General features: G+C 69.2%; 22 protein-coding genes and 1 tRNA gene. 11 read left to right on the top strand and 12 right to left on the bottom strand.

Annotation, left to right across the window (positions count from 1 at the left end; genetic code table 11):
* Positions 1-88: 88 nt before the first annotated feature.
* Positions 89-598 carry a peptide deformylase gene (gene def / locus ALSL_RS00825; RefSeq protein ID WP_126535753.1) on the top strand — a complete coding sequence of 170 codons (510 nt, stop codon included), beginning with the start codon at positions 89-91 and terminating at the stop codon, positions 596-598.
* 2 nt (positions 599-600) lie between these two features.
* Positions 601-1,530 carry a methionyl-tRNA formyltransferase gene (gene fmt / locus ALSL_RS00820; RefSeq protein ID WP_126539942.1) on the top strand — a complete coding sequence of 310 codons (930 nt, stop codon included), beginning with the start codon at positions 601-603 and terminating at the stop codon, positions 1,528-1,530.
* A gap of 45 nt (positions 1,531-1,575) precedes the next feature.
* On the opposite strand, the gene ALSL_RS00815 is transcribed toward fmt, so the two are convergent.
* Both ALSL_RS00815 and ALSL_RS00810 read right to left on the bottom strand, forming a co-directional pair.
* Positions 1,576-2,031: a hypothetical protein gene (locus ALSL_RS00815; RefSeq protein ID WP_126535751.1), complete on the bottom strand. Its 456-nt coding sequence runs from the start codon at positions 2,029-2,031 to the stop codon at positions 1,576-1,578.
* On the bottom strand, positions 2,031-2,438 hold the full coding sequence (locus ALSL_RS00810) for a hypothetical protein (protein WP_126535749.1): 408 nt from the start codon (positions 2,436-2,438) through the stop codon (positions 2,031-2,033). Before ALSL_RS00810 ends, ALSL_RS00815 begins: the two co-directional genes overlap by 1 nt.
* Before the next feature lie 256 nt (positions 2,439-2,694).
* Between ALSL_RS00810 and rsmB the strand changes: the two genes are divergently transcribed.
* A complete protein-coding gene (rsmB, locus tag ALSL_RS00805) occupies positions 2,695-3,993 on the top strand; it encodes a 16S rRNA (cytosine(967)-C(5))-methyltransferase RsmB (protein WP_126535747.1) in 1,299 nt (432 codons plus the stop codon).
* Positions 3,990-4,976: a glycosyltransferase gene (locus ALSL_RS00800; protein WP_126535745.1), complete on the top strand. Its 987-nt coding sequence runs from the start codon at positions 3,990-3,992 to the stop codon at positions 4,974-4,976. Before rsmB ends, ALSL_RS00800 begins: the two co-directional genes overlap by 4 nt.
* On the opposite strand, the gene ALSL_RS00795 is transcribed toward ALSL_RS00800, so the two are convergent.
* The 5 genes from ALSL_RS00795 to ALSL_RS00775 all read right to left on the bottom strand — a co-directional run bounded on the left by ALSL_RS00795 (position 4,973) and on the right by ALSL_RS00775 (position 9,881).
* A complete protein-coding gene (locus ALSL_RS00795; RefSeq protein ID WP_126535743.1) occupies positions 4,973-5,818 on the bottom strand; it encodes a glycosyltransferase family 2 protein in 846 nt (281 codons plus the stop codon). The genes ALSL_RS00800 and ALSL_RS00795 overlap by 4 nt on opposite strands.
* A gap of 5 nt (positions 5,819-5,823) precedes the next feature.
* Positions 5,824-6,759: a glycosyltransferase family 2 protein gene (locus ALSL_RS00790; protein ID WP_231700248.1), complete on the bottom strand. Its 936-nt coding sequence runs from the start codon at positions 6,757-6,759 to the stop codon at positions 5,824-5,826.
* Positions 6,756-7,694 carry a UDP-glucuronic acid decarboxylase family protein gene (locus ALSL_RS00785; RefSeq protein ID WP_126535741.1) on the bottom strand — a complete coding sequence of 313 codons (939 nt, stop codon included), beginning with the start codon at positions 7,692-7,694 and terminating at the stop codon, positions 6,756-6,758. The genes ALSL_RS00790 and ALSL_RS00785 overlap by 4 nt, the downstream gene beginning before the upstream one ends.
* 43 nt (positions 7,695-7,737) lie before the next feature.
* The gene (locus ALSL_RS00780) at positions 7,738-8,949 is read right to left on the bottom strand and encodes an O-antigen ligase family protein (protein WP_126535739.1); all 1,212 of its coding nucleotides are present in this window, start codon (positions 8,947-8,949) and stop codon (positions 7,738-7,740) included.
* 164 nt (positions 8,950-9,113) lie between these two features.
* On the bottom strand, positions 9,114-9,881 hold the full coding sequence (locus tag ALSL_RS00775; RefSeq protein ID WP_126535737.1) for a glycosyltransferase family 2 protein: 768 nt from the start codon (positions 9,879-9,881) through the stop codon (positions 9,114-9,116).
* 88 nt (positions 9,882-9,969) lie between these two features.
* On the opposite strand from ALSL_RS00775, the gene ALSL_RS00770 reads away from it, so the two are divergent.
* The 3 genes from ALSL_RS00770 to ALSL_RS00760 are packed head-to-tail and all read left to right on the top strand — an operon-like array spanning position 9,970 to position 13,124.
* Positions 9,970-11,016, top strand: a complete 1,047-nt coding sequence (locus ALSL_RS00770) for a CDP-glycerol glycerophosphotransferase family protein (RefSeq protein ID WP_126535735.1) — start codon at positions 9,970-9,972, stop codon at positions 11,014-11,016.
* A gap of 51 nt (positions 11,017-11,067) precedes the next feature.
* Positions 11,068-12,801 carry an ArnT family glycosyltransferase gene (locus ALSL_RS00765; RefSeq protein WP_174928819.1) on the top strand — a complete coding sequence of 578 codons (1,734 nt, stop codon included), beginning with the start codon at positions 11,068-11,070 and terminating at the stop codon, positions 12,799-12,801.
* On the top strand, positions 12,798-13,124 hold the full coding sequence (locus ALSL_RS00760) for a hypothetical protein (RefSeq protein WP_126535733.1): 327 nt from the start codon (positions 12,798-12,800) through the stop codon (positions 13,122-13,124). The genes ALSL_RS00765 and ALSL_RS00760 overlap by 4 nt, the downstream gene beginning before the upstream one ends.
* A gap of 119 nt (positions 13,125-13,243) precedes the next feature.
* Here the strand turns inward: ALSL_RS00760 and ALSL_RS00755 are convergent, their stop codons facing one another.
* A complete protein-coding gene (locus tag ALSL_RS00755; protein ID WP_126535731.1) occupies positions 13,244-14,134 on the bottom strand; it encodes an LpxL/LpxP family acyltransferase in 891 nt (296 codons plus the stop codon).
* Positions 14,135-14,219: 85 nt separating this feature from the next.
* On the opposite strand from ALSL_RS00755, the gene dtd reads away from it, so the two are divergent.
* From dtd to ALSL_RS00740, 3 genes are all read left to right on the top strand, one after another.
* Positions 14,220-14,660, top strand: coding sequence for a D-aminoacyl-tRNA deacylase (gene dtd, locus ALSL_RS00750; RefSeq protein ID WP_126535729.1), 441 nt, complete (start codon positions 14,220-14,222; stop codon positions 14,658-14,660).
* A 108-nt stretch (positions 14,661-14,768) separates the two neighbouring features.
* Complete coding sequence (gene rpoD, locus ALSL_RS00745; RefSeq protein ID WP_126535727.1) at positions 14,769-16,619, top strand: RNA polymerase sigma factor RpoD; 1,851 nt, start codon at positions 14,769-14,771, stop codon at positions 16,617-16,619.
* A gap of 110 nt (positions 16,620-16,729) precedes the next feature.
* A tRNA-Ile gene (locus ALSL_RS00740) sits at positions 16,730-16,805 on the top strand.
* A gap of 210 nt (positions 16,806-17,015) precedes the next feature.
* On the opposite strand, the gene ALSL_RS00735 is transcribed toward ALSL_RS00740, so the two are convergent.
* Positions 17,016-18,257 carry a cation:proton antiporter gene (locus ALSL_RS00735; RefSeq protein ID WP_126535725.1) on the bottom strand — a complete coding sequence of 414 codons (1,242 nt, stop codon included), beginning with the start codon at positions 18,255-18,257 and terminating at the stop codon, positions 17,016-17,018.
* On the bottom strand, positions 18,250-19,590 hold the full coding sequence (locus ALSL_RS00730) for a DUF2254 domain-containing protein (protein ID WP_126535723.1): 1,341 nt from the start codon (positions 19,588-19,590) through the stop codon (positions 18,250-18,252). The genes ALSL_RS00735 and ALSL_RS00730 overlap by 8 nt, the downstream gene beginning before the upstream one ends.
* A gap of 148 nt (positions 19,591-19,738) precedes the next feature.
* Here ALSL_RS00730 and ALSL_RS00725 point away from each other — a divergent pair, with 148 nt between their 5' ends.
* Entirely contained in the window at positions 19,739-20,830 is a 1,092-nt protein-coding gene (locus ALSL_RS00725) for a mechanosensitive ion channel family protein (RefSeq protein ID WP_198410662.1), read from the top strand.
* A 211-nt stretch (positions 20,831-21,041) separates the two neighbouring features.
* Here the strand turns inward: ALSL_RS00725 and ALSL_RS00720 are convergent, their stop codons facing one another.
* Complete coding sequence (locus tag ALSL_RS00720; RefSeq protein ID WP_126535721.1) at positions 21,042-21,653, bottom strand: SGNH/GDSL hydrolase family protein; 612 nt, start codon at positions 21,651-21,653, stop codon at positions 21,042-21,044.
* 1 nt (position 21,654) lies between these two features.
* The gene (locus ALSL_RS00715) at positions 21,655-22,896 is read right to left on the bottom strand and encodes an aminotransferase class I/II-fold pyridoxal phosphate-dependent enzyme (protein ID WP_126535719.1); all 1,242 of its coding nucleotides are present in this window, start codon (positions 22,894-22,896) and stop codon (positions 21,655-21,657) included.
* Between the last annotated feature and the right edge of the window lie 30 nt (positions 22,897-22,926).

Raw genomic sequence — 22,926 nt, 5'->3', positions numbered from 1 at the left:
ATGCGCCGCCTACGCGTTGGCCACATCGCGGCTTGGGGAACGCAGCCCATGCCCGCATGTACCCGCCGTCCACTGGAGGTGAACCGTCATGGCCGTGCTGACCATCCTGGAATTTCCCGATCCGCGCCTGCGCACCCGCGCCGTGCCGGTGACCGAGTTCGACGAGGCGCTCAAGACACTGGTGGCGGACATGCTGGAGACCATGTACGCCGCCAATGGCGTGGGCCTGGCCGCGACCCAGGTCAACGTGCACCGGCAGGTGCTGGTGATCGACATGAGCGAGGAGCGCAACCAGCCGCTGGTGCTGGTCAACGCGAAGATCGTCGAGAAGGACGGCGCGCAGGTGTACCAGGAGGGCTGCCTGTCCTTTCCCGGCCTCTTCGCCGACGTGACCCGCGCGCTCAAGGTCAAGGTCCAGGCGCAGGACATCGACGGCCGACCGTTCGAACTGGAAGTGGAGGGGCCGCTCGCCGTGGCCGTGCAGCACGAACTCGACCATCTGGCCGGCAAGGTGTTCGTGGATTACCTCTCCCCGCTCAAGCGCTCGCTGCTGCTCAAACGGCTGGAGAAACAGCGCAAGCAGGCGGCGCACGCTTGAGCCTGCGCCTGGTCTTCGCCGGCACCCCGGCCTTCGCCGTGCCGAGCCTCGCGGCCTGTCTGGCCAGCGGTGCCGACGTGGTGGCCGTGTACACCCAGCCCGACCGCCCCGCCGGGCGCGGGCGGCGTCCGCAGCCGAGTCCGGTCAAGGCCGCCGCCCTGGCCGCCGGCGTGCCGGTGGAACAGCCCGAGACGTTGAAAACCGCCGCGGCGCAGGCCCGGCTGGCCGCCCACGCGCCCGATCTCCTGGTGGTGGTCGCCTACGGGCTGATCCTGCCGCGCGCCGTGCTGGCGATCCCGCCGCTGGGCTGCTGGAACGTGCACGCCAGCCTGCTGCCGCGCTGGCGCGGCGCGGCGCCGATCCAGCGCGCGATCCTGGCCGGCGACGCCGAGACCGGCGTCGACCTGATGCGCATGGAGGCGGGCCTGGATGCCGGCCCCATCCTGCTGGAGCGGCGCACCGCGATCCGCCCGGACGACACCGGCGGCAGCCTGCACGACCGCCTCGCCGCGCTCGGCGCCGAGGTGCTGGCCGAAGGGCTCGCGCGCCTCCTGGCGGGCGAGCCGCTGACCGCCCGGCCGCAGGCGGAGGAAGGCGTCACCTACGCGCACAAGCTCGACAAGGCCGAGGCGCGGCTGGACTTCCAGCGGTCCGCGGTCGAGCTCGAACGTCAGGTGCGCGCGTTCGATCCCTGGCCGGTGGCCGAGGCCGATCTCGCCGGCGAGACCGTGCGGGTATGGGCCGCCGAAGCGCTGGACCTCGCGCACGGCGCGGCGCCCGGTCGCATCCTCGCCGCCGGCCCGGCCGGCATCGACGTCGCCTGCGGCACCGGCGTGCTGCGCATCACCGCCGTGCAGCGCGCCGGCGGCCGACGCATCGGCGCCGGCGATTACGTCAACGCGCGACCGGCCCTGCGCACGCTGCACGCGTGAACCGCCCCGCGGCCGCCACCCGACGCGCCGCGTTGCGTGGCGCGTTCACGGCGTCGCGGGCCGGCAGGCGGCGTCCAGCGGCAGCCTGCGCGAGCCCAGGATCAGCGCGCCCGGCTCGGCGCGGGTGGCACCGGTGAAGGCCGGGCTTTTCCAGACGACCCGGCAGGTGCGCAGATCCACGGCATAGACGTGGTTCTCGCTGCCCGAATAGGTGGGCACGTAGAGCAGGGCATCGCCCGCGAGCAGCGGCTTTTCGATGATTGACACCGCCGCATCGACCTCGCAGCCCGGCCCCTGCGCGGACGTGATCCGGAGCGGTCCCTGCCAGGCCGTCGGGTGCTGCGGGTCATCGGCTTCGCCGAGATCGAGCACGCGCTGGCCGACCTTGGCCGCTTGCCCGTCCACGGCCACCTCGGCCAGCCGGCACGGGCTGCCGGCGGCCACCGCGCAGACGCCCAGCGCCAGCAGCGCCAGCAGCGGCCTCAAGAGACGCGCGCCCATCAGTGACCTCCTACTTGCCTGGCAAAGTATTCGACGCGGGGCAGGTCCTGGTGATTCCAGGCCCAGTTGATCGCCGTGTTTTTCCGGCCCACGCCGCCCAGGCGTCCCCAGTAGCCGAACGGGTACCCGGCACTGGCGGACGGGACGATCACGGCGACATGGCCGTGTGCGGTCGACTTGAGGCCGGCGACGACGAAAAAACCCTGGTTGACATAGCGCGTGGCCTGCATGCCGTCGTGGCCGAGCGACTGCCAGACGCCGCCTTGCCGGGCCATGGCATCCACCATCGCATTGGCGGTGCCGGTCAGCGGCACGCCGAGCTCGCCGGCCACCGCACGGACGAATCCGCTGCAATCGCCCTTCCAGCGATCCCAATGCTTTTCGCAGGCTGCCTTCACATCGGCCATGACGTCCTCCTTGAAAATCCTTTCGGCATGCTCGTGCAAGACACGTCTGCACGCCATGAACCTCCGCACAATGCCGGCGATACGCCACGCCGCGTGTGCTCGCCATGCTTAAATGCCCGGCGCGGAACCGCCGCCGCCATGGGCGGACGGTTTTTCTGCGTTCCAGGTCGATGGAGATTTTTCCGGCTCGTTCCATGCACGCATCCACCCGCCCGCCCTGCTCCGCCACAGCCCCCGCACGATGGCCCAATCCGGCATGACCGACACCCGCGCCCTGGCGGCGCGTGCGCTGGCCGAGGTCGCGCTCGCGGGCGCCTCGCTGCGCGAGGTGAGCGCACGCGCCATGCCGGCGCTCGCCGATTCGCGCGATCGTGCCTTGCTGATGGCATTGCTCAGCGAGGGTGCGCGCTGGTGGCTGCGCTTCGACGCCGCGCTCGACCGACTGCTCACGCAACCGCTGCGTCGACGCGAACCTGCCGTGCATGCGCTGCTGGTGCTCGGGCTGGTCCAGCTCGATGTGTTGCGGCTCGACGCTTACGCGGCGGTGGCCGCCACCGTGGAGGCCGTGCGCGCGCTCGGTCGTCCGCATCTGGCCGGGCTGGTCAACGCCGTGCTGCGCCGCTGGCAGCGCGAGGGCGACGGCCTGCGCGCCGCGCTCGATGCGGTGCCGGCTACGCGTCATGCACATCCGGCGTGGCTGGTCGAGGCCCTCGTGCGCGACTGGCCGGATGCGGCCGAACGCGTGCTCGCCGCCGACAACGCGGAGCCGCCGCTGATGCTGCGCGTCAACCGCCGTCGCGCAAATCGCGCGGCTTTCATCGAACGCCTGCGTATGGACGGCTGGACGGCCGAACCGCATGCCTGGCTCGCCGACGCGGTGAAGCTGCCGCACAGCACCGACGTCACCCGCCTGCCGGGCTTCGCCGAAGGCCTGTTCGCGGTGCAGGACGGCGCCGCGCAGGTCGCCGCCGACCTGCTCGCCGTGCGCGACGGCGAGCGCGTGCTCGATGCCTGCGCCGCGCCCGGCGGCAAGGCCTGCCATGTGCTGGAACGCGCCGACGTCGCGCTCGTCGCGCTGGAAGCCGACGCCGTGCGCGCGCGCCGCATCGACCAGAATCTCGCCCGACTGGGACTCACCGCCGCGGTCGTCGTCGGCGATGCCGGCGCGCCGCAGGACTGGTGGGACGGGCGGCCGTTCGATCGCATCCTGATCGACGCGCCGTGCTCGGCCACCGGCGTGCTGCGCCGGCGACCGGACGTGCGCCTGCACCGGCGCGCGAGCGACCTGCCCGCGCTCGTCGCCACGCAGCGGCGCATCCTCGATGCGCTGTGGCCGCTGCTCGCGCCGGGCGGGCGGCTGGTCTATGCCACCTGCGCGGTGCTGCGCGCGGAAAACGAGGGCGTGGTCGCGCCCTTCCTGGCCGCACATGCCGACGCGCGCGCGCGGCCGTTCGATCTGCCCACCGGCCAGGCCGCCGCGGTCGGCTGGCAAATCCTGCCCGGCGACGACGACCTCGACGGCATGTACTACGCCGTGCTCGACAAGGTGCCATGAGCGGCGATACGCAGGCCGCGCCGCGCATCCGGCTCGTCGGCCGCGACAACGGCGCCGGGCTTTCGCGCGATCTCGCCCTGCTCGCCGGGGCGCTGCGCGAGACGGGCGCGACGGTGGATGTCCGCGGTCTGCCGCATCGCGGCCGCATCGCCGCGTGGCTCACCGCGCTGCGCGGGCGCCTGGCCGGCCAGCGTCACGACGTCAACCTGATGCTCGAGCGCATTCGCCCGGAGTTCCTGCGCGCGGCGCGACGCAACGTGCTGGTACCCAACCCGGAATATTTCCGCGCCGCCGACCGCGCCGCCCTGCCGCGGCTGGATGCGGTGTGGGTGAAGACCCGCCACGCCGTGCCGCTGTTCGAGGCGCTGGGCGCGCGGGTGCGCTACATCGGCTTCACCAGCCAGGATCGCCGCGATGCCACGGTGCCGCGCCGGCACGCCTTCTTCCACGGTCCCGGCCGCAGCGGCAACAAGGGCACGCAGGCGCTGCTCGCGCTGTGGGCGCGGCATCCAGAATGGCCCATGCTGACCGTGGCCTGGCGGCGCAAGCGGGTGGACATCGGCGCGCTGCCGGCCAATGTGACCCTGCACCGCGAGCCGCTGGACGATGCGGCCTACCGGCGCCTGCAGAATGAACACCGCTTCCACCTGTGCCCCTCGCAGACCGAGGGCTACGGCCATTACATCGTCGAGGCGATGAGTTGCGGCGCGGTGGTGGTGACGCTCGATGCGCCGCCGATGCACGAACTGGTGACGCCCGCGCGCGGCGTGCTGGTCGCCGCGCACGCCACGGGCCGGCAGGATCTGGCCACGCTCTACGCACCCGACGAGGAGGCGCTGCGCGCGGCGATCGAGCGTTGCATCGGCATGGACGCGGGCGAAGCCGAACGCCTGGGCGCGGCCGCGCGCGCCTGGTTCGACGTCAACCGCGCGGCGTTCCCGCAACGCCTGCGCGAGGCCCTGCGGACGCTCGATCCGGGTTAGCGCGTCGACGCCGGCGTCGATGCGAATGCGGCCAGATGCGCGTCGAGCCCGCGTTCGCAGCGCACGATGCGCTGCTCCACCGTGGCGCGGAACAGACGGTTGTTGGGCAGGCTCATGTCATCGACGTCCGGCTGCGCGCGCGTGGGGTGATCCAGATGCATCGCCAGCGCCGCCCATTTGAGCTGGCGCCGGCGTACGCCGGCATTGGCCAGACGCGCGGCGAGCTCGCGGTCCTCGGCGCCGTAGCCTTCCATGCGCTCGTCGAAGCCGTTGACGCGCACCAGATCCTCGCGCCAGAAGCTCATGTTGCAGCTCATCACCCGCCCGCCGCGCCGGCTGCGCGCCTTCCAGCGCGCGAGCCAGGGCGCGCGGAAGGCGTAGTGGCGGCGGGTGCCGTCGAAGGCGCCGAAGTCCGCGCGCGCCCACGGCGCGAACACTGGCCGGCCGCCGGCGAGCAGACGCGCGGTTTCCTCCGGCGTGGCCTTGATCCGCCCGCCCTGCAAGAAAAACCCAAGCTCGGCGAAGGCCAGGTGATCGGCGACGAAGGCCGGATGCAGCAGCATGTCGCCGTCGATCAGGATCACGTAGTCGCCGCGGCTGGCGGCGATGCCGCGGTTGCGTGCGCGCGCGGCGCGAAAGCCCAGATCCTCCTGCCAGACGTGGTGCAGCGGCACCGACGACAGGCGCTGCCAGCGCTCGATGACGGCGCGCGTGTCCGCACCGGAGCCGTCATCGGTGACGATGATCTCGTCGGGCAGGCGTGTCTGCGCGAGCGTGCTGGCAAGCACGCGATCCAGCGCCTCGGGCCAGTTGTAGGTGAGCACGATCAGGCTGGCTTGCATGGCTTTCAAAGCCGGAGCCGGCGACGCGCGCGCAGGCCGTGCAGCAGGATCGACAGCGCGCGCTCGGCGCGCTTCCACCACGGCGCACTGCCGCGCCAGGCGATGTCGGCGTACACGCAGGCATCGTCCCAGCTCGGTCGCTCGCGCGACTTGAACTCGGCCTTGGCCAGATCGAGCGCGCGCTCGTCCAGACCCATCTGCCGCGCGTAGTGGTTGATCAGGCAACGCGAGCGGAACTGCGCGGGAAATTCGCGCGTGCGCGCCTGCTGGTGCCACCAGCCGTTGTGGCCGTGGATGCGATAGTCGACCGCGCCGGTCGGCAGGTAGTACTTGCGCGCGCCGAGCAGGCTGGCGCCGAACACCAGGCAGTTGTCGGCGGAGATGCGCCATTGCGCGGCGAAGCCTTCCGGCAGGTCGAGCACGCGTTGCGCGAGCGCGCGGCGCAGCGCCAGCGCGGAAGTCGGCGCGCCATACCAGCGCATGCGCACCCAGGTGGCGAGCGCGGTGTAGCCGAGGTCCGCCGCTTGCGGGCCGTAGCCTTGCACGCCGGATTCCTGGCCGATCAAGTGCACGTCGGAGCACACGAAATCCACATCCGTGCGCGCGGCGAACAGCGCGCCGACCTTGGCCAGATAATCCGGCGCCCAGCGATCGTCGGCATCGAGAAAGCACACCACTTCGCCCGTGGCCGCGGCCAAGCCGCGCTGGAAAGCGGCGAGCTGGCCGCCGTTCTCGCCGCACAGCAATCGCACGCGCGGATCGGCGCCGTAGCGCTCGCGCAGATACTCCGGCGAGCCGTCGCTGGAGCCATCGTCCACCACGATCACCTCGCCCGGCGCGAGCGTCTGCGCCAGCGCGCCGTCCACCGCCTCGGCGACGAACGCCCGGTAGTTGTAGTTGGTGACGATGACCGAGATGGTCGGCGTGGCCACGGTGCTCACGCCTGCAGCAATGCGCGGAAATAGGCGATGGTTTCGCGCAGGCCATCCTCCAGCGACACCGTGGGCTGCCAGCGCAGTTTTTCCCTGGCGAGCGCGATGTCCGGCTGGCGCTGGCGCGGGTCGTCCGGCGGCAGCGGACGGAACACCAGCTTCGACGTGCCACCGACCAGCGCGAGCACCTTCTCGGCCAGCTCGCGCATGGTGAATTCGGCCGGATTGCCCACGTTGACCGGCCCGGTGAAGCCGGCAGGCGTGTCCATCATCCGCACCAGCGCCTCGATCAGGTCGTCGACGTAGCAGAAGCTGCGCGTCTGGCTGCCGTCGCCATAGATGGTGAGGTCCTCGCCCTTGAGCGCCTGCACGATGAAGTTGCTCACCACGCGGCCGTCATTAGGGTGCATGCGCGGGCCGTAGGTGTTGAAGATGCGCACCACCTTGATGTCCAGGCCATGCTGGCGGTGGTAGTCGAAGAACAGCGTCTCCGCGCAGCGCTTGCCTTCGTCGTAGCACGAGCGCAGGCCGATCGGGTTGACCCGGCCCCAATAGTCCTCGCGCTGCGGATGCACTTCCGGGTCGCCGTATACCTCGCTGGTCGAAGCCTGCAGGATGCGCGCCTTCACCCGCTTGGCCAGGCCAAGCATGTTGATCGCGCCGTGCACCGAGGTCTTGGTGGTCTGCACCGGGTCGTGCTGGTAATGCACCGGCGAGGCCGGGCAGGCCAGGTTGAAGATGCGGTCCACCTCCACGTACAGCGGGAAGGTGACGTCGTGGCGCAGCAGCTCGAAATACGGCTCGGCAAGCAGGTGGGCGACGTTGCGCTTGCTGCCGGTGAAGAAGTTGTCCACGCACAGCACGTCGTGGCCGTCGCGCAGCAGGCGGTCGCACAGGTGCGAACCCAGAAAGCCGGCGCCGCCGGTGACCAGCACTCTGCTCATGGAGGTTTTCTCGGGGCCGGGAAAAGCGCCGGCGCGCAGTTCACTAGGGACGCAAAAGTGTACGCGAGTCGTCTTGCGGCTCGCGTGCGGCCAGCCCGAGCGCCAACCCGAAAGGCAGCCAGACCAGCAGCCAGCCCGGGCGCGGACTGGTCAGCAGCTGCGGCATGTCGAACTGCAATGCCACGCTGGCGTAAACCCACGCCCCCAGCACCACGCGGCCAAGCGGTTCATCGCGATGGCGCCAGCCGGACCAGGCCACCCTCAGCCACAGCGCGGCGAGCAGGACGAGGCCCGGCAGGCCGAGTTCGATGGCGGTCTGGGTCAGCACGTTGTGGCTGTGGGTGAAGGATTGACCGGCCACCTCGAGCCGGAACGGCGCACCCTGGCCCAGACCGAGCCACGGATGGCGGCCGATGAGTTCCAGCGCCTGGGCGAACAGCTGCGGCCGCAGCGAGGCGCCACGCGCGGTCAGTACCGGCAGGGGCCGGCACAGGAGTACCAGCATGACGGCGAATACCGCGGCGGCGATGAACCAGGCGGACCGGTCGGCACGGCGCCAGCACGGTGTGAGCACGGCGCAGAGGGCCAACGCCAGCCAGACGCCGCGGCTCTGGGTCAGCACGATAAAGAACAGCAGCGCCGTGAGGGCCACCAGCCGCACCGTCTGCCAACGCTTTGCGCGCCAGGGCAGCTGGCACAGCCACACGCAGGCCGCGCCCATGGTGGCGGCCGCGTAGTTGGCGGTGGCGACCACCCCTCTGGCCGCGATGCGCCCATCGCCCCCTGGCGCCTGGACGAGAAACGCCACGCCGTAGCCCAGCGCGCATGCCGCCATCGCCAGCGCCGCCACGGCCAGCAGACGTTCCGCCCGCTGCGGCGCACGGCCGGCAAAGCCCTGCCAGGCCAGCACGTAGAACAACACGCTCAATAACCGGCCGGCCTCATCGCCGGGATGCCACGCGCCGGTCCAGGTCAGCGACAGCAGCGCCCAGGCCAACAGCAGCAGGAAAACGCGAAAGGCCGGCACCGACCAGCATTGGCGCCACACCGCCGCGCGTGCGCGCAGGCCAACGATCAGCGCCGGCAGATAGAGCGTGACAGCGAGGGTGCTCTGGTACAGCCGCCCCGGGTTGTAGGAAATGCTCGAGGGCATCACCAGCATGCCCACGGGAAGCCACAGCAGGCCCAGGCCCAGCCAGGCGTCGAGGAGGGTCAGCGGCGCCTCGCCGCCCAGCCTCGCCAGCCCGTTCCGCACGGGAGTCTGCGCTGTTGCGTCCAGTTTGCTTCCTGCCTGTCGCGCAAAGGTCACGCCCACCTCGTCGGGTATCGTCTGGGAAACTGCGGGCTTGGGCTTCGAGCCGGCCGCGAGTGCGGATCATGGACGAGGCCGGCTGAAAATCCGCCCACCGGCATGCCGGGTCAGGGCCGGTAACCGCGCTCGAGCAGCCACAGCTTCAGGAACTTGCGGCGCACGTATTCGACCCGTACCAGTGCATAGACCAGGCCGCGCCAGCCGTCCAGGAAGCCGCCGCGCAGCAGGTAGCCGCGCACGAAACGCCACCAGGGATTGAGCAGGATCCGCCCCAGCGTGGCGCGCTCACCCCGCGCGTGAAGGTGCTCGGCCATCATCTGCGCGTAGCGCTCCTGCTTGGCGATCTGCTCGGAGAGCGAGCGGTAGGGATGGTGCTCGAGGTCGCCGGCGAGCGTCCTCACCGGCCCGTCGACGCTGACGGCTTCATGGATCTCGCGCTCGCCGCGCCAGCCGCCGCGGCGACGGTCGAACAGGCGCAGCACGCGATCGGGATAGGCATTGCCGTGGCGCAGATACGCGCCGAAGTATTCGCTCAAGCGATTGCAGCGGTAGCCGGCGGCGCCCTCGAAACCCGCCGCCTGCGCGGCCTCGATGCTGGTGCGCAGGCGTGCGCTCACCCGCTCGTCGGCATCCAGGCACAGCACCCAGTCGTGGCGGGCCTGTGCCACCGCGAAGGCCTTCTGGCTGCGGTAGCCCGCGAACGGCCGCTGGATCACCCGCGCGCCATGCGCCGCGGCCCGCTCGCGGGTGTCGTCGGTGGAACCGGAATCGACCACCACGATCTCGTCGCAGAAGGCGAGCGAGGCGAGGCAATCGTCGATGCGGTCGGCCTCGTTGAAGGCGATGATGCAGGCGGAAAGCGGGGGGCGGGACATGCGCGAAGCGGCTCGATCAGGTTCGGGCGCCGCACGGGCGCGGCTGGAACATAATGCCCGTTTGCGCCGCGCCTTGATGGAACCTCCGATGGACGCCTGCCTGCTGTTCGCCACCGAGCTTTATGCGCTGCCGATCCTGCGTCCGCTGGCGGCGGCGGCGCAGCGGCGCGGCCAGCGCGTGGCCTGGGTGGTGCCGGCTGCCCTCGCGCGCTACCTGGCGGCCGACGAGACGAGGCTCGTCTCGCGCCGTGCAGTCAGGGCATTCGCTCCGCAGGCGGTGTTCTCGGCGGCCAACTGGGTGCCGCCCGGCATCCCGGGCGCCAAGGTGCAGGTGTTCCACGGCTTCAATGCGGAAAAACGCGAGCCCGAGCGCGGCCATTTCGCCCTGCGCGGTTTTTTCGATCTCTACTGCACGCAGGGACCGGCGACCACCGCGCCGTTCCAGGCGCTGGCGCGCCGCTGCCGCTATTTCGCCGTGGCCGAGACCGGCTGGCCCAAGCTCGACCCGCTGTTCAGCGAGGACGGCGCGCGGGCGGCGGCGCTGCGGTCGGGCGACGGCCGCCCGGTGGTGATGTATGCGCCCACCTTCAGCCGCAAGATCACCTCCGCCTACCGCATGTACGATACCTTGCGCGAGCTCGTCGCACGCGGCGACCGCTACTGGCTGCTGACCCTGCATCCCAAATGCGAGCCCGCCCTGTTCGCAAGCTACCGTGCGCTGGTCGGGCCGCACGCCGCGTTTTACGAGTCGGACCGGCTGATGGACATGCAGCGTGCGGCCGACGTGCTGGTCAGCGACACCTCCTCGGTGCTGCATGAATTCGCCGTGCAACTCAAGCCGGTGGTGACGCTGTGCAACCGCCGGCCCAAACCGTTCATGCTCGACGTCCAGGACCCGGCCGACATCGATGCCGCGATCGATCGCGCGCTGGCCCGCCCGCCCGAACTCATGGCCGCGCTGCGCGCGCATGCCGAGGCCATCCACCCCTATCGCGACGGCCGCTCCAGCGAACGCGTGCTGGACGCGACCGAACGCCTGCTCGCCGGCGGCTACGGCCCGCTCGAGCGCAAGCCGCTCAATCTGCGCCGGCGCTGGAAGGCCTGGCGCGACAGCCGCGCCCTGTTCCAGGGTTGATGCCGGGCCGCGGGTTAAACTGCGCGTTCCCGTCTTCCCAAAGCACGCCTCGTGGCCTCTTCCGCCCGTCTAGAACACCTGCGCGCCCTGTGGCCGTGGCTGCCGCTGTGGCTGGTCGCGGCCTTGCTGGCGATCTTCTCGCATGGGCCGATGCCGCTCTTTTCCACGCGCACCTTGAGTGTCGCCTGGGAGATGTGGCAGCAGCACCACTGGCTGGTCCCCCACATCAACGGCGAGCCCTACAGCGAGAAGGTGCCGCTGCTGTTCTGGCTGATCCATGCCGGCTGGTTCGTGTTCGGCGTGAACGACGTCTGGCCGCGGGTGCTGGAAGTGCTGTTCGGCGCGGCGCAGCTGGTGCTGGCGACCACGCTGGCGGGCCGGCTGTTCCCGGATCGGCCCTGGGTGGCGCGCTCGACGCCGTGGATGCTGATGGCGCTCGGCTACGCCTTCCTGTTCGGCCTGCAGATCATGTACGAGGTGCTGCTCACGGTCTGCGTGCTGGCCGCCCTGCTGTGCCTGGTGCCCTCGCCGCGGCGGCGCGAGCCGCGCTGGTGGCTGTTCGGCGTCCTGGTCGGCGCCGGCTTATTGACCAAGGGCCCGGTGATGCTGCTGCACGTCCTCTTCCCGTGGCTGCTCGGGCCCTGGTGGAACGAGGCCGCCCGCACGCAGCGGGCGCGCTGGTACGGCCGCGGCGCGCTCGCGCTGCTGCTCGGGGTGGCGATCCTGCTCGCCTGGGCGCTGCCGGCCGGGCTGGCGGGCGGCGAGGCCTACCGGCACCGCTTGTTCTTCCTGCAGACCGCCGGCCGCGTGGTGGACGGGGTGGCCTCGCCGGACGAGCTGCAGAATCACAACCAGCCCTTCTGGTGGTACCTGCTCGCCCTGCCCGTGCTGCTGTTTCCCTTCAGCGCCTGGCCGCGGGCCTACGCCGCGCTGGCCCGTCTGCGCCGACCGCTCGAGCCGGGTGTGCGCTTTCTGCTCCTTTGGCTGTTGCCGGTGCTGGCGGTGTTCTCGCTGATCAGCGGCAAGCAGGCCTATTACCTGCTGCCCGAATGCGGCGGCGCGGTGATGCTCATCGCCGCGGCGGTCGCCCGCCTGCGCGAACGGCGGCGCGCCCTGGCCGTCACGCCCTGGCTCGGAACCTGGCCGCTGGGCCTGGCCGGCATCGCGGCGGCGCTCGGCGCGTTTTTCCTGCCGACGCTGGTCTCCACTGGCCGCCTCACGGACGACTGGCTGCTCGCGCTTTCGCAGTACAGCCGGCCCTTCAGCGTGGTCTTTCTGCTGCTCGGTCTGCTGCTGCTCCAGCGCCGCCGCGGCGAACTGCGCCGGCTGGCCTTGGCCGGCCTCATCGGCGCGTTGACGGTCAATACGCTGTTCACGCTGGCCGTGTGGCCCAACTACGACCTGCGCCCGGCGGCGCGCCTGCTCGGCGCGGCCGAGGCGCAGGGACGGCCGCTCGGCATCATCGGCGGCTATGACGGCCAGTTCCATTTCCTCGGCCGGCTGACCCGTCCGCTGGTACGGCTGCAGTACGACGACTCCCTGCAGAACTTCGCCCGCCTGCATCCGGACGGCCTGGTGGTGACGCGCCTCAGTCATCCCGATGCCCAGGCCATGCGCCATGCGCTGCTGGTGCAGCCGTTCCGCTCGGTCTGGCTGGTGATCTGGCCGGCACCGACCCTGGCCGACCTGCGCGCCGGCCGCACGCCGGACGATCCGCCCCAGCCGCCGCGGGTCTATCCGCGTGCCGGCGAGCGGCTGCGCATGATGCGCGCATCCCGGCCATGAACGAGCGCATCGCCCACCTGCGCGCGCAGTGCGGTGGTCCGCGCGACGGCGCCATGTTGCGCTTCGCCTTGGGTTGCGCACTGCTGGACGACGGCCAGGCGCCGGCCGCAGTCGCCGAGCTCGCGCAGGCGGTGACATTCGATCCGGCCTACTCGGCCGCCTGGAAGATGCTCGGCAAGGCGCAGCTGGCCGTCGGCGACGACGAAGGCGCCGCCCGCGCCTGGCGCGAGGGCATCGCCGCCGCCCGGGCCCGCGGCGACCGCCAGGCGGAAAAGGAAATGGCCGTGTTCCTGCGCCGGCTGGAGAAAAAACCGGACGGCTGAAAGGCCGCGCCTGCAATGGAAATCGCCGCAGCCTTGCAGCCAGTCACCCGCCTTGCCGGCCTTGCGGCGCAGCCAGGGCACGGAAAACGGTTTTCATACGACGCGGCGGTGGCCGCGGGTCATCTCGCCTGCTTGTAGGGGTTGGGCAAGCCATGCGCCGACCAGCGCCGGTAGCGCCATTGGTATTGCGGGAAGGCGCGCTCCACACAGGCCTCCACGCCGCGGTTGAGCGCGGCACAGGCACGGGCGAGATCGGCATCGGCCAGGCCCTCCGGCGCCGGCAGGATATGGATGCGGAAGCCCGCGCCACGCGGCAGGCGCTCGGCAAACGCATAGAGCACGGTGGCACCGGTGCGCGCGGCCAGCCGCGGCAGCAGCACCATGGTCAATGCGGGACGGCCGAAGAACGGGGCGATCTGGCCCTCGCCGGCGCGCGGCTTCTGATCGGGCAGGATGCCGACCGTGCCGCCGGCGGCCAGACGCTTGTACAGCGTGCGTACGCCGGCACCCTCGGCGCGCACCTGCTCGGGCGCCAGGGCGCCGCGCACCTTGCGCAGCAGCTGCTCGGTCGCGGCCAGTCGCGGCGGACGGTACAGGATCGCCATCGGCGTGCGGCTGCACAGCCAGTAGTTGAGCAACTCCCAGCAGCCCAGATGCGGCGCGGCGATGATCACGCCCTTGCCCGCGGCCAGCGCCGCGTCGAACAACTCGCCGCCGCGCACCTCGCGCACCAGGCCGAGCGCCCGCTGCGCGCCGCCGCCCCAGATCTTGACCGTCTCGACCAGCATCTTGCCGCTCTCGGCCATCGCCTCGCGCAGCAGCGCCCGATGGGCAGCCTCGTCGAGCCCGGGCCGGGCGATGCGCAGGTTGATCGAGACGATGCGGGCACTGCGCCCGCGCAGCAGCAGCAAACATCGGCCGAGCCCGGCGCCGAGCGCATGCAGCACGCGCAGCGGCAGCAGGCCGAACAGGCGCAGCAGCAGATAGACGAGATAGATATCCGGACGCATCGCGCCAGTGTAGGGCGTTTGCGGCGATGGCTTGCGACTCGTCGCTTTATGCTTGCGCGTCCAGACACCCACGGACAACGCTTGCATGATCGCCCTGATCCAGCGCGTCACCCAGGCCCACGTCGAGGTCGCGGGCGAAGTGGTCGGCCGCATCGGCCTGGGCCTGCTCGCCCTGGTGGCGGTGCAGCCGGACGACGGTGAGCGCCAGACCCGGCGGATGCTCGAACGCCTGCTCGGCTATCGCGTATTCGCCGACGAGACGGGCCGCATGAACCGCTCCCTCACTGACATCGGCGGCGGCCTCTTGCTGGTCAGCCAGTTCACCCTGGCCGCCGACACCCGCAGCGGCCTGCGCCCGAGTTTCACCAGTGCCGCGCCGCCCGAGCACGGCCGGCACTGGTTCGAGCGCCTGGCCGAGCTCGCCCGTGCCACCCACGCACCGGTGGAAACCGGCCGCTTCGGCGCCCATATGCAGGTGCACCTGATCAATGACGGCCCGGTCACCTTCTGGCTGGAAACGCACTGACGAAGCGCTCGACGCTGCCACAGGCGATCCATCCCAAGGGTTGAAACTGGTCAAAAAAGCAGCATTTTGGGTTATATTGAACGGTTCCGGTCACCCGCGGCAGTAGGTATGAACAGCAAAGCTCCTGAGCAACAATCCGAAATCAAGGCGCTGATCTCCAAGGGTCTGGAGCAGGGCTACCTCACCTACGCCGAGATCAATGACCACCTGCCCGACGACATCGTCGATCCGGAGCAGATCGAAGACATCATGGCGGTGCTCAAGGGCGTCGGCATCGACGTGCACGACGCCGCGCCGGATGCCGATCCGCTGGCCGATCCGGCCGGCCCCGCCACCGACGACGAGACCGCCGCCGAGGAAGCCGTGGCGCTGCTTTCGGCAGTCGACTCGGAAGTCGGCCGCACCACCGACCCGGTGCGCATGTACATGCGCGAGATGGGCACCGTGGAGCTGCTCACCCGCGAGGGCGAGATCGCCATCGCCAAGCGCATCGAGGAAGGCCTCTCGCAGGTCCAGCAGGCGCTGGCCAGCTTCCCGCTCACCATCGAATTGCTGCTCGAGGAATACGACCAGCACCTGGACGGCAAGCGCCGGCTGTCGGAAATCCTCGCCGGCTTCGCCGACCTGGAACAGGCCGCGGACGCTGCCCTGGCCGAAGCCGAGCTGGCCGACGCGGAAGCCGACGACGAGGACGATGAAGAGGAAGGCGTCGCCGCCGAGGACGAGGAAGCCGGCCCTACCGGCCCCGATCCGGCCGAGGTCAAGCGCCGCATGGAGCTCTTGCGCGACTACTACGCCAAGTTCCAGAAGGCCGCAGCCAAGGCCACCGACATCAACGACAAGAAGGTCATCAAGCTGCGCGAGCAGATGGCCGAGGAATTCCTCAAGCTCAAGCTGCCGAGCGCGCTGATCGACGGCTTCGTCAAGAAGCTGCGCGAGGTGGTCAACGAGATCCGCCATCACGAGCGCGTGCTGATGGACATCTTCGTCAAGCAGGTGAAGATGCCCAAGGCCGAGTTCCTGAAGACCTTCCCCAGCAACGAGGGCAACCTCGAATGGGCCGCCGAGCTTTCGCGCAAGCGGCAGAAGTGGTCGCCCAACATCAAGCTCTATCGCGAGGCGATCGACGCCGAGCAGCGCAAGCTGGCCGAGATCGAGAAGAAGCTGTTCCTGCCGCTCACCGACATCAAGGAAATCAACCGCTCGATGAGCGTGGGCGAGGCCAAGGCCCGGCGCGCCAAGAAGGAGATGGTCGAGGCCAACCTGCGCCTGGTGATCTCCATCGCCAAGAAGTACACCAACCGCGGCCTGCAGTTCCTCGACCTGATCCAGGAAGGCAACATCGGCCTGATGAAGGCGGTGGACAAGTTCGAATACCGCCGCGGCTACAAGTTCTCGACCTATGCCACGTGGTGGATCCGCCAGGCGATCACGCGCTCGATCGCCGATCAGGCGCGCACCATCCGCATCCCCGTGCACATGATCGAGACGATCAACAAGCTGAACCGCATCTCCCGCCAGATGCTCCAGCAGTTCGGCCGCGAGCCGACGCCGGAGGAGCTGGCCAAGGAGATGGACATGCCCGAGGACAAGATCCGCAAGGTGCTCAAGATCGCCAAGGAACCGATCTCGATGGAAACCCCGATCGGCGACGACGAGGATTCGCACCTGGGCGATTTCATCGAGGACACCAACGTCTCTTCGCCGATCGACTCGGCCACCGAGACCGGCCTCACCGAGACCGTGCGCGAAGTGCTCGCCGGCCTCACCCCGCGCGAGGCCAAGGTGCTGCGCATGCGCTTCGGCATCGACATGAACACCGACCACACGCTGGAGGAAGTCGGCAAGCAGTTCGACGTCACCCGCGAACGCATCCGCCAGATCGAGGCCAAGGCCTTGCGCAAACTGCGCCACCCCTCACGCAGCGAGCAGCTGCGTTCCTTCCTCGATTTCGACTGAAGACCCATCGAAACGGCACTTCCCAAGCCCCGCTCCCGCGGGGCTTGGACTTTGTGGCGTCCTCGACGCTGCACGCGCACCCCGCTAACATCATCGGCCATCGCATCGCCGGGCCTATAGCTCAACGGTCAGAGCAGGGGACTCATAATCCCTTGGTTCCAGGTTCGAATCCTGGTGGGCCCACCACAAGATAGTCCGCCGGCATCCGGCAAAGTCCATAAAATACCGCTCAAGCCCGCATCTAGCGGGCTTTTTTGTGCGATGCCGTCCAGCCCAACCCGCTTTGAATCCGGCAGACACGGAACCGTTGTGCAACAAGCCACGCGCTGCGCAATGCGGAGGCTGGCAACGCTCTTTCCGCATTGGACGCAAGGATGTCGTCTGCGCACCCAGCGCTCATGGGGAAGATGCACACACTCGGCGCGCTACCCGGCCGACCGTGAGGCCTTGGATCAGGACCGAAAACACCACCACGCCGTAGGTCAATCCGAGCACGATGTCACGGCCGTCCCCTTGCGTCAGCGAGAAAGCCAAGGCCACGGAAATACCGCCCCGCAGACCGCCCCAGGTCAGCACGCGCCACGAGCCTTGGGGCAGTCGGAACAGCCGGGACAAGGCGCCCACCGGTAGACCCACGGTGATCAGGCGCGCCAGCAGCGTTACGCCGATGGCCGCCACAATGGCCGCCAGCAGCGATGGCGACCACGCGATGACAATGACCTCCATACCGATGAGAACGAACAACACGGCATTGAGGATTTCATCGAGCAACTCCCAGAACATGTCGACATAGCGGCGCGTGGTATCGGACATGGCCCGAGCCCGCCCGCTGTTGCCCACAATAAGACCGGTGACGACCATCGCCAGCGGTCCGGATACATGCAGGTGCATTGCCAAGGCATACCCGCCCATGACGGCTGCAAGCGTCAACAGGACTTCGACTTGGTATTGATCGATGCTCTTGATCAGCGCGAAAGTGGCCCATCCGAGCACGGCCCCGAACACCAAGCCGCCTCCGGCCTCTTGCAACAACAGCCAACCGGCCTCCCCTGGGGTCGGTGCGGCGCCGCTGGTGGCCGCGCCCAGCAGCAACGAGAACAGCACCACCCCAACGCCATCGTTGAAGAGCGATTCACCGGCGATGACCAGTTCCAAGGACTTGGGCGCTCCGATCGACTTGAGAATGCCCATCACCGAGATCGGATCGGTCGGCGAAATGAGCGCCCCAAACAACAAGCAGTCGATGAGCCGTACCGGCAGGCCCAGCATCGGGAGAAGCACCCACATGGCCAACCCGACCAGCGCCGTCGAGGTGCAGGTCGCAACCACCGCCAGTAGCGCGATTTGTCCGCGGTAACGTTTGAGTGCGCCGAGATCCACATGCAGCGCGCCGGCAAACAGCAGGAACGACAGCATCCCCTGCATCAGCACTTCGGAAAAATCGAGCGATTTCAGCAGGGACGCCTCGTAGGCCTTGAGACCGTAATCCACGCCCAATGCGTGCAAGCCGACGATGCCCAAGGAGATGAGCAGCGCGATGGCCATCACGCCGATGGTGGCCGGCCAGCGCAGAACCCGGTGGTTGACATAAGCAAGAAGGGCCGTGATCACCAGGCAGATAGCCGCGATATCAAGCATGATCGTGCGCTCCCAACAGCGCTTGGGCTGTGGCCTGTGGGTGCCCGTGGGCGGCCCACACGGCATGGAAACGTCGAACGCGTCGGCGTACTTCGGCCGCGTCGTGCTCGTTGGCAAGGCTCCTCGCGGCGTCGGCTTCTACCTGCGCGAGCTGGTCAGCGATGACCGCTTGACGGGCGGCGTCTGGCTCGGCCGAAAGCACCACCGTCAGCACATCGACCAGCTTGATCAACAGCGCCGCGTTGCCTTGCGCGTGCTGCCGAATCATGTGAAACATCACCGCGCACAGGCTTTGGTAGGTGACCACCGGCACGCACAAGACCATGCGACCCTCCCGGCAATGCACCCCGCTCGGCAGATGCTTATTGGCCAAGCCGCACAACGCCGCCCCTAACCGATCGAGCACGCTCATCGCGGTGTACGGATCGTTGATACCCGGCGACAAGGCGCGGACGGCCACTTCCACCAGCTGGCGCACGGTTTGCTCGGCGTCACCCCAGCTACCGCGGGACGCGCCCAGCGCCGTAGCCCGCGCGATGGCTTCGGCCGCACCCTCCACCGATACGGAGATCAGCGCTATCGGCGCACCGGGGGCGATGTAGTCGCCCCGGCGCACGAGCAACCGCAATGCGGTGCCGTGCTCGGCCGCCCAGTCCGCCAGGCGCGAAGCGTCCAGCTGCTGCAGATAGCCGCTGCGGCTGTCGACCACGGCCGTGGCCTCACTCCACGTTCGGTGCTCGGCAGGTGCTGCCGCAGCCTCGTCGACGACCCACGCCTCGAATGCCTCGGCAACATCGGCACTGACCAGATCGATGACCGTATCGACGTTGATGCGAGAAGCCATGTGCCCGACGAAATAGACCAGCGTGGCCACGCATCCAAAGGCCAGCAGCATGCCGAACGACAGCGCCACATGCGGCGTGAATGCCCCTTCTTGCTGGGTGCGCACGCTGCGCAGCACCATCAGCGCATACGAGAACGTTCCCAGGAATGCGCCGAGGGTGAACTGGTTGCCGCGGTCCCGGGTGAAGTTGCGCAGCAAGCGCGGCCCCATCTGGCCTGCCGCCAGGGAAAGGGCGGCGATCGTGATGGAAAACACCGTGCCGGCCACACCAATGGTCGAGGAGGCGATGGCCCCCAGCAAGGTGCGCGCGCCGGTGCCTCCGCCGTTGTACAGCCACGACGACGCGCCCACCGACACCGGCACCCAACCATGGCGGTCCACCGCCAGCAAGCCCAACGCCAAGCCAATGCCCAGCAAGACCATCACGGCGGGCATCAGCCAAAATGACTCTCGGAGGTGTTCCAGGCCTTGCCGAATGCGTGCGTTCATGTGCTCCCCTTGCTTTATCGACTGTAAGCGGGAAGCGGTCGGTGCGCCAGCGCTGGGCGGCACGCGCGCCGACATGATGTCCACACCCGCTGCGCGATAATCTGCTGCTCCCTTGACGAGTGCCTCTCGGGTGCAATCAGGAGCCTCGATGTTTGAGTCGTTTCACCAGTGGGCCCTCCACGTCACGTTCTTGGGTATTCCCGCTTGGCGCTGGATGATTGGCGCGACCACCGCCGTCGTCGGCACCCTTGTCACCCTCACCGCGCTGCGCTTGGTCGGCCGAGCGCTGGAAAAAAGGCATCTGGTGGTGGCCCGCGCGTTAGGCGCGGCGGCACGCCAAACGCTGTGGTGGTTGGTCTTCGTCACATTCCTGGCGCTGGGTGCGCAAGCGCTCGGCTTGTCCGACCGGGCTAACCGGTACATCGGCTTGGTCGGCACCATCGCCGTTGCCGTGCAGGTCGGCTTGTGGGCCAACAGCCTGGTGCGCGCGTGGACCACCCAGACGCTGTCAGGCGACGGGGCACATGCGCACAATCCCGTCATCCTGGCGATGATGAGCTGGTTTGCGCGCATCGCGGTGTGGGCCACGCTGCTGCTGGCGGCCCTGAGCGTGGCCGGCGTCAACATCACCGCCTTCGTGGCCAGCCTGGGTGTGGGTGGCGTGGCCGTCGCATTGGCGCTGCAAAACATCCTGGGCGACCTGTTCGCATCCATGTCCATTGGGCTCGACAAACCGTTCGAGATCGGCCAGTTCATCACCTTTGGCGATGTCGCGGGCACCATTGTGCATGTGGGCGTCAAGACCACCCGCATCAAAGCGATCAGCGGGGAGGAGATTGTCATCGGCAATGCCGAGCTGCTGAGCCACACGCTGCACAACTATGCCCGCATGCGCGAACGGCGCATCGTCTTCGGCTTTGGCGTGACCTACGATACGGACCCCGAGGCCATGCGCCAGATTCCCGGGATGGTGCGCAGGATTGCCGAGGCGACTCCGGACGTCCGGCTGGACCGCGTGCACTTCAAGGGGTTCGGGGAAAGTTCGCTCGATTTCGAGGTCGTCTATTTCGTCACCAACCCCGACTTCAACCGCTACATGGACGCCCAGCAGGCGATCAATCTGGCGATGATGGAAGCGTTCGCCGAGCGGCACATCGAGTTTGCGTTCCCAACGCGCACCCTGCTGCTGCCCGAGCCGGTCGCCTTCGTGCGCTCACCCGCGCAAATCATCGATAGATGATGGGTCATCCTCGGCGGCGTAAGGCCGGTTGCTTCTCGCCCACAGGCCAGCGCCGTCGACCCATTAAGGTCACGGAGGACAGCCGCTGCGTCACGCGCCTGCGACAAACGACACGGCGCCGCACGCCGACAGACCTCCCTTGACCGCCTGCCATACGCCACCGGAGTGGCAGTGACCCTGGCACACCGCCATCGACCGGGAAAATGCCCTTCTAGGCCGAGGCCAGGGCCGCCCGCGATGCCGGCAGGATCGCCGCCACCCACGCCGCATATTGCCCGGCATCCGGATGCAGGCCATCGGCGACGGTCGCATCGGGCTGCGCGCGCGAGATCGCGGTGACGTCGACGAAGCGGCAGCCGCGGCGCAAGGCTTCCGCGGCCGCGATGGCGTTGAACGCGTCGATCTCTGCGGCGATCTTCGCCACGTCGCGCCCGCTTTGGCGGCCGAAGCGGGTGACACCCCAGTCGGGAATCGACACCACGAGCGTGCGCTGCGCGCGGCCGCCGGCAAGCGCGATGGCGCGATCGAGCAGCGCGGCGAAACCGGCACGAAAACTCTCCGCGTCGCGGCCGCGGTACTGGTCGTTGACACCGATCAGCAGACTGACCAGGTCGTAGGGCGGCGCGAGGGATGTACGCGTCATCGCCGCGGCGAGCTCGTCGGTGGTCCAGCCGGTGGCGGCGAGGATGGAGGGCGGATCGAGCGCGCGACCTTCCCTGCGCAGCCACGCGGCGAGCTGCACCGGCCAGCGCGCGGCGTCCATCACACCTTCGCCGATGGTGTAGGAATCGCCGAGCGCCAGATGGCGCAGTAACGCCGCCATCTCAGCCGATGGCGACCCGCCGCACCGGCTCCTCGGCCATGCGCGCGAGCACGCGCTCCATGCGCACGAAGACTTCGGCCAGTTGCGCGGGCGTGGGCAGCAGGGTCAGGCGCAGATGCCGGCTGGCCGGCACGTTGAAGCTGGTGCCGGGCACCACCAGCACGTTTTCTTCTTCCAGCAGGCGCAGCGCGAAGGCTTCGTCGTCGAACGCTGCGAGACGATCGGCGCGCACCTGCGGGAAGGCATACAACGCGCCGGCCGGCGGCACCAGGGCGAGGAAGTCGCTGGCGGCCACGCCTTCGATCACCGCCTGCCGCGCTGCATGCAGACGCCCGCCGGGCGCGGTCAGTTCGCGGATGGTCGGCGCCCCTTCCAGCGCCGGACGCACCGCCCATTGCGCGGTGACGTTGGGGCACAGCCGCAGCGCGGCGAGCAGCTGCAGCGCGTCGCGGTATTCGCGGCTGCGCGCCGGATCGCCGGACAGGCTCATCCAGCCGACCCGGTAGCCGCAGGCGCGATAGACCTTGGACAAGCCGCCGAAGCACAGCGCCGGCACCTCGCCGGCCACTTCGGCGAGCGGCTGGAACACGGCGCCGTCGTAGAGGATGTCGTCGTAGATTTCGTCGGCCAAGAGCAGCAGGCGATGCCGCGCGGCGATCGCGACCAGCCGCTCCAGCAGCGCGCGCGGATACACCGCGCCGGTCGGGTTGTTCGGGTTGATCAGCACCAGCGCGCGCGTGCGCGGGCCGATCAGCGATTCGACCTCGTCCGGATCGGGCAGGTGCGCGTTCTCGGCCAGACAGCGGTAATAGCGCGGCACGCCGCTGTTGAGAATGGTCGCCGCGCTCCACAGCGGGTAGTCCGGGCTCGGCAGCAGCACCTCGTCGCCCGGCTGCAGCAGCGCGCGCAGGCTGAGGTCGATCAGTTCGCTGACGCCATTGCCGATGAAGACGTGTTCGACGTCGAGGTGGCGCGCGCCGCGTGCGCGCTGCTGGGCGACGATCGCCTCGCGCGCGCTTTCCAGCCCCTGCTCGTGGCCGTAGGGTTCGCTGTCGGCCAGGTGGGCGGCGATCGCCTCGCGCAGGTGCGCCGGCGTAGCAAAGCCGTAGCGGCCGGGATTGCCGATGTTGAGCTTGATGATCTCGCGACCGGCGGCCTCGAGCTCGCGCGAGCGGCGGGTCAACGCGCCGCGGATTTCATAGCGCACCTGCGCCAGATGCGCGCTGGGCTGGATCGAATTCAACGTCGTGGCGTCCTGTGGCGGGTGGATTGC

The sequence above is a fragment of the Aerosticca soli genome, from assembly GCF_003967035.1.
GTDB lineage: Bacteria > Pseudomonadota > Gammaproteobacteria > Xanthomonadales > Rhodanobacteraceae > Aerosticca > Aerosticca soli.
The sequence above is the reverse complement of the archived record's forward strand: the minus strand, read 5'-3'. Positions and strand labels throughout refer to the sequence as shown.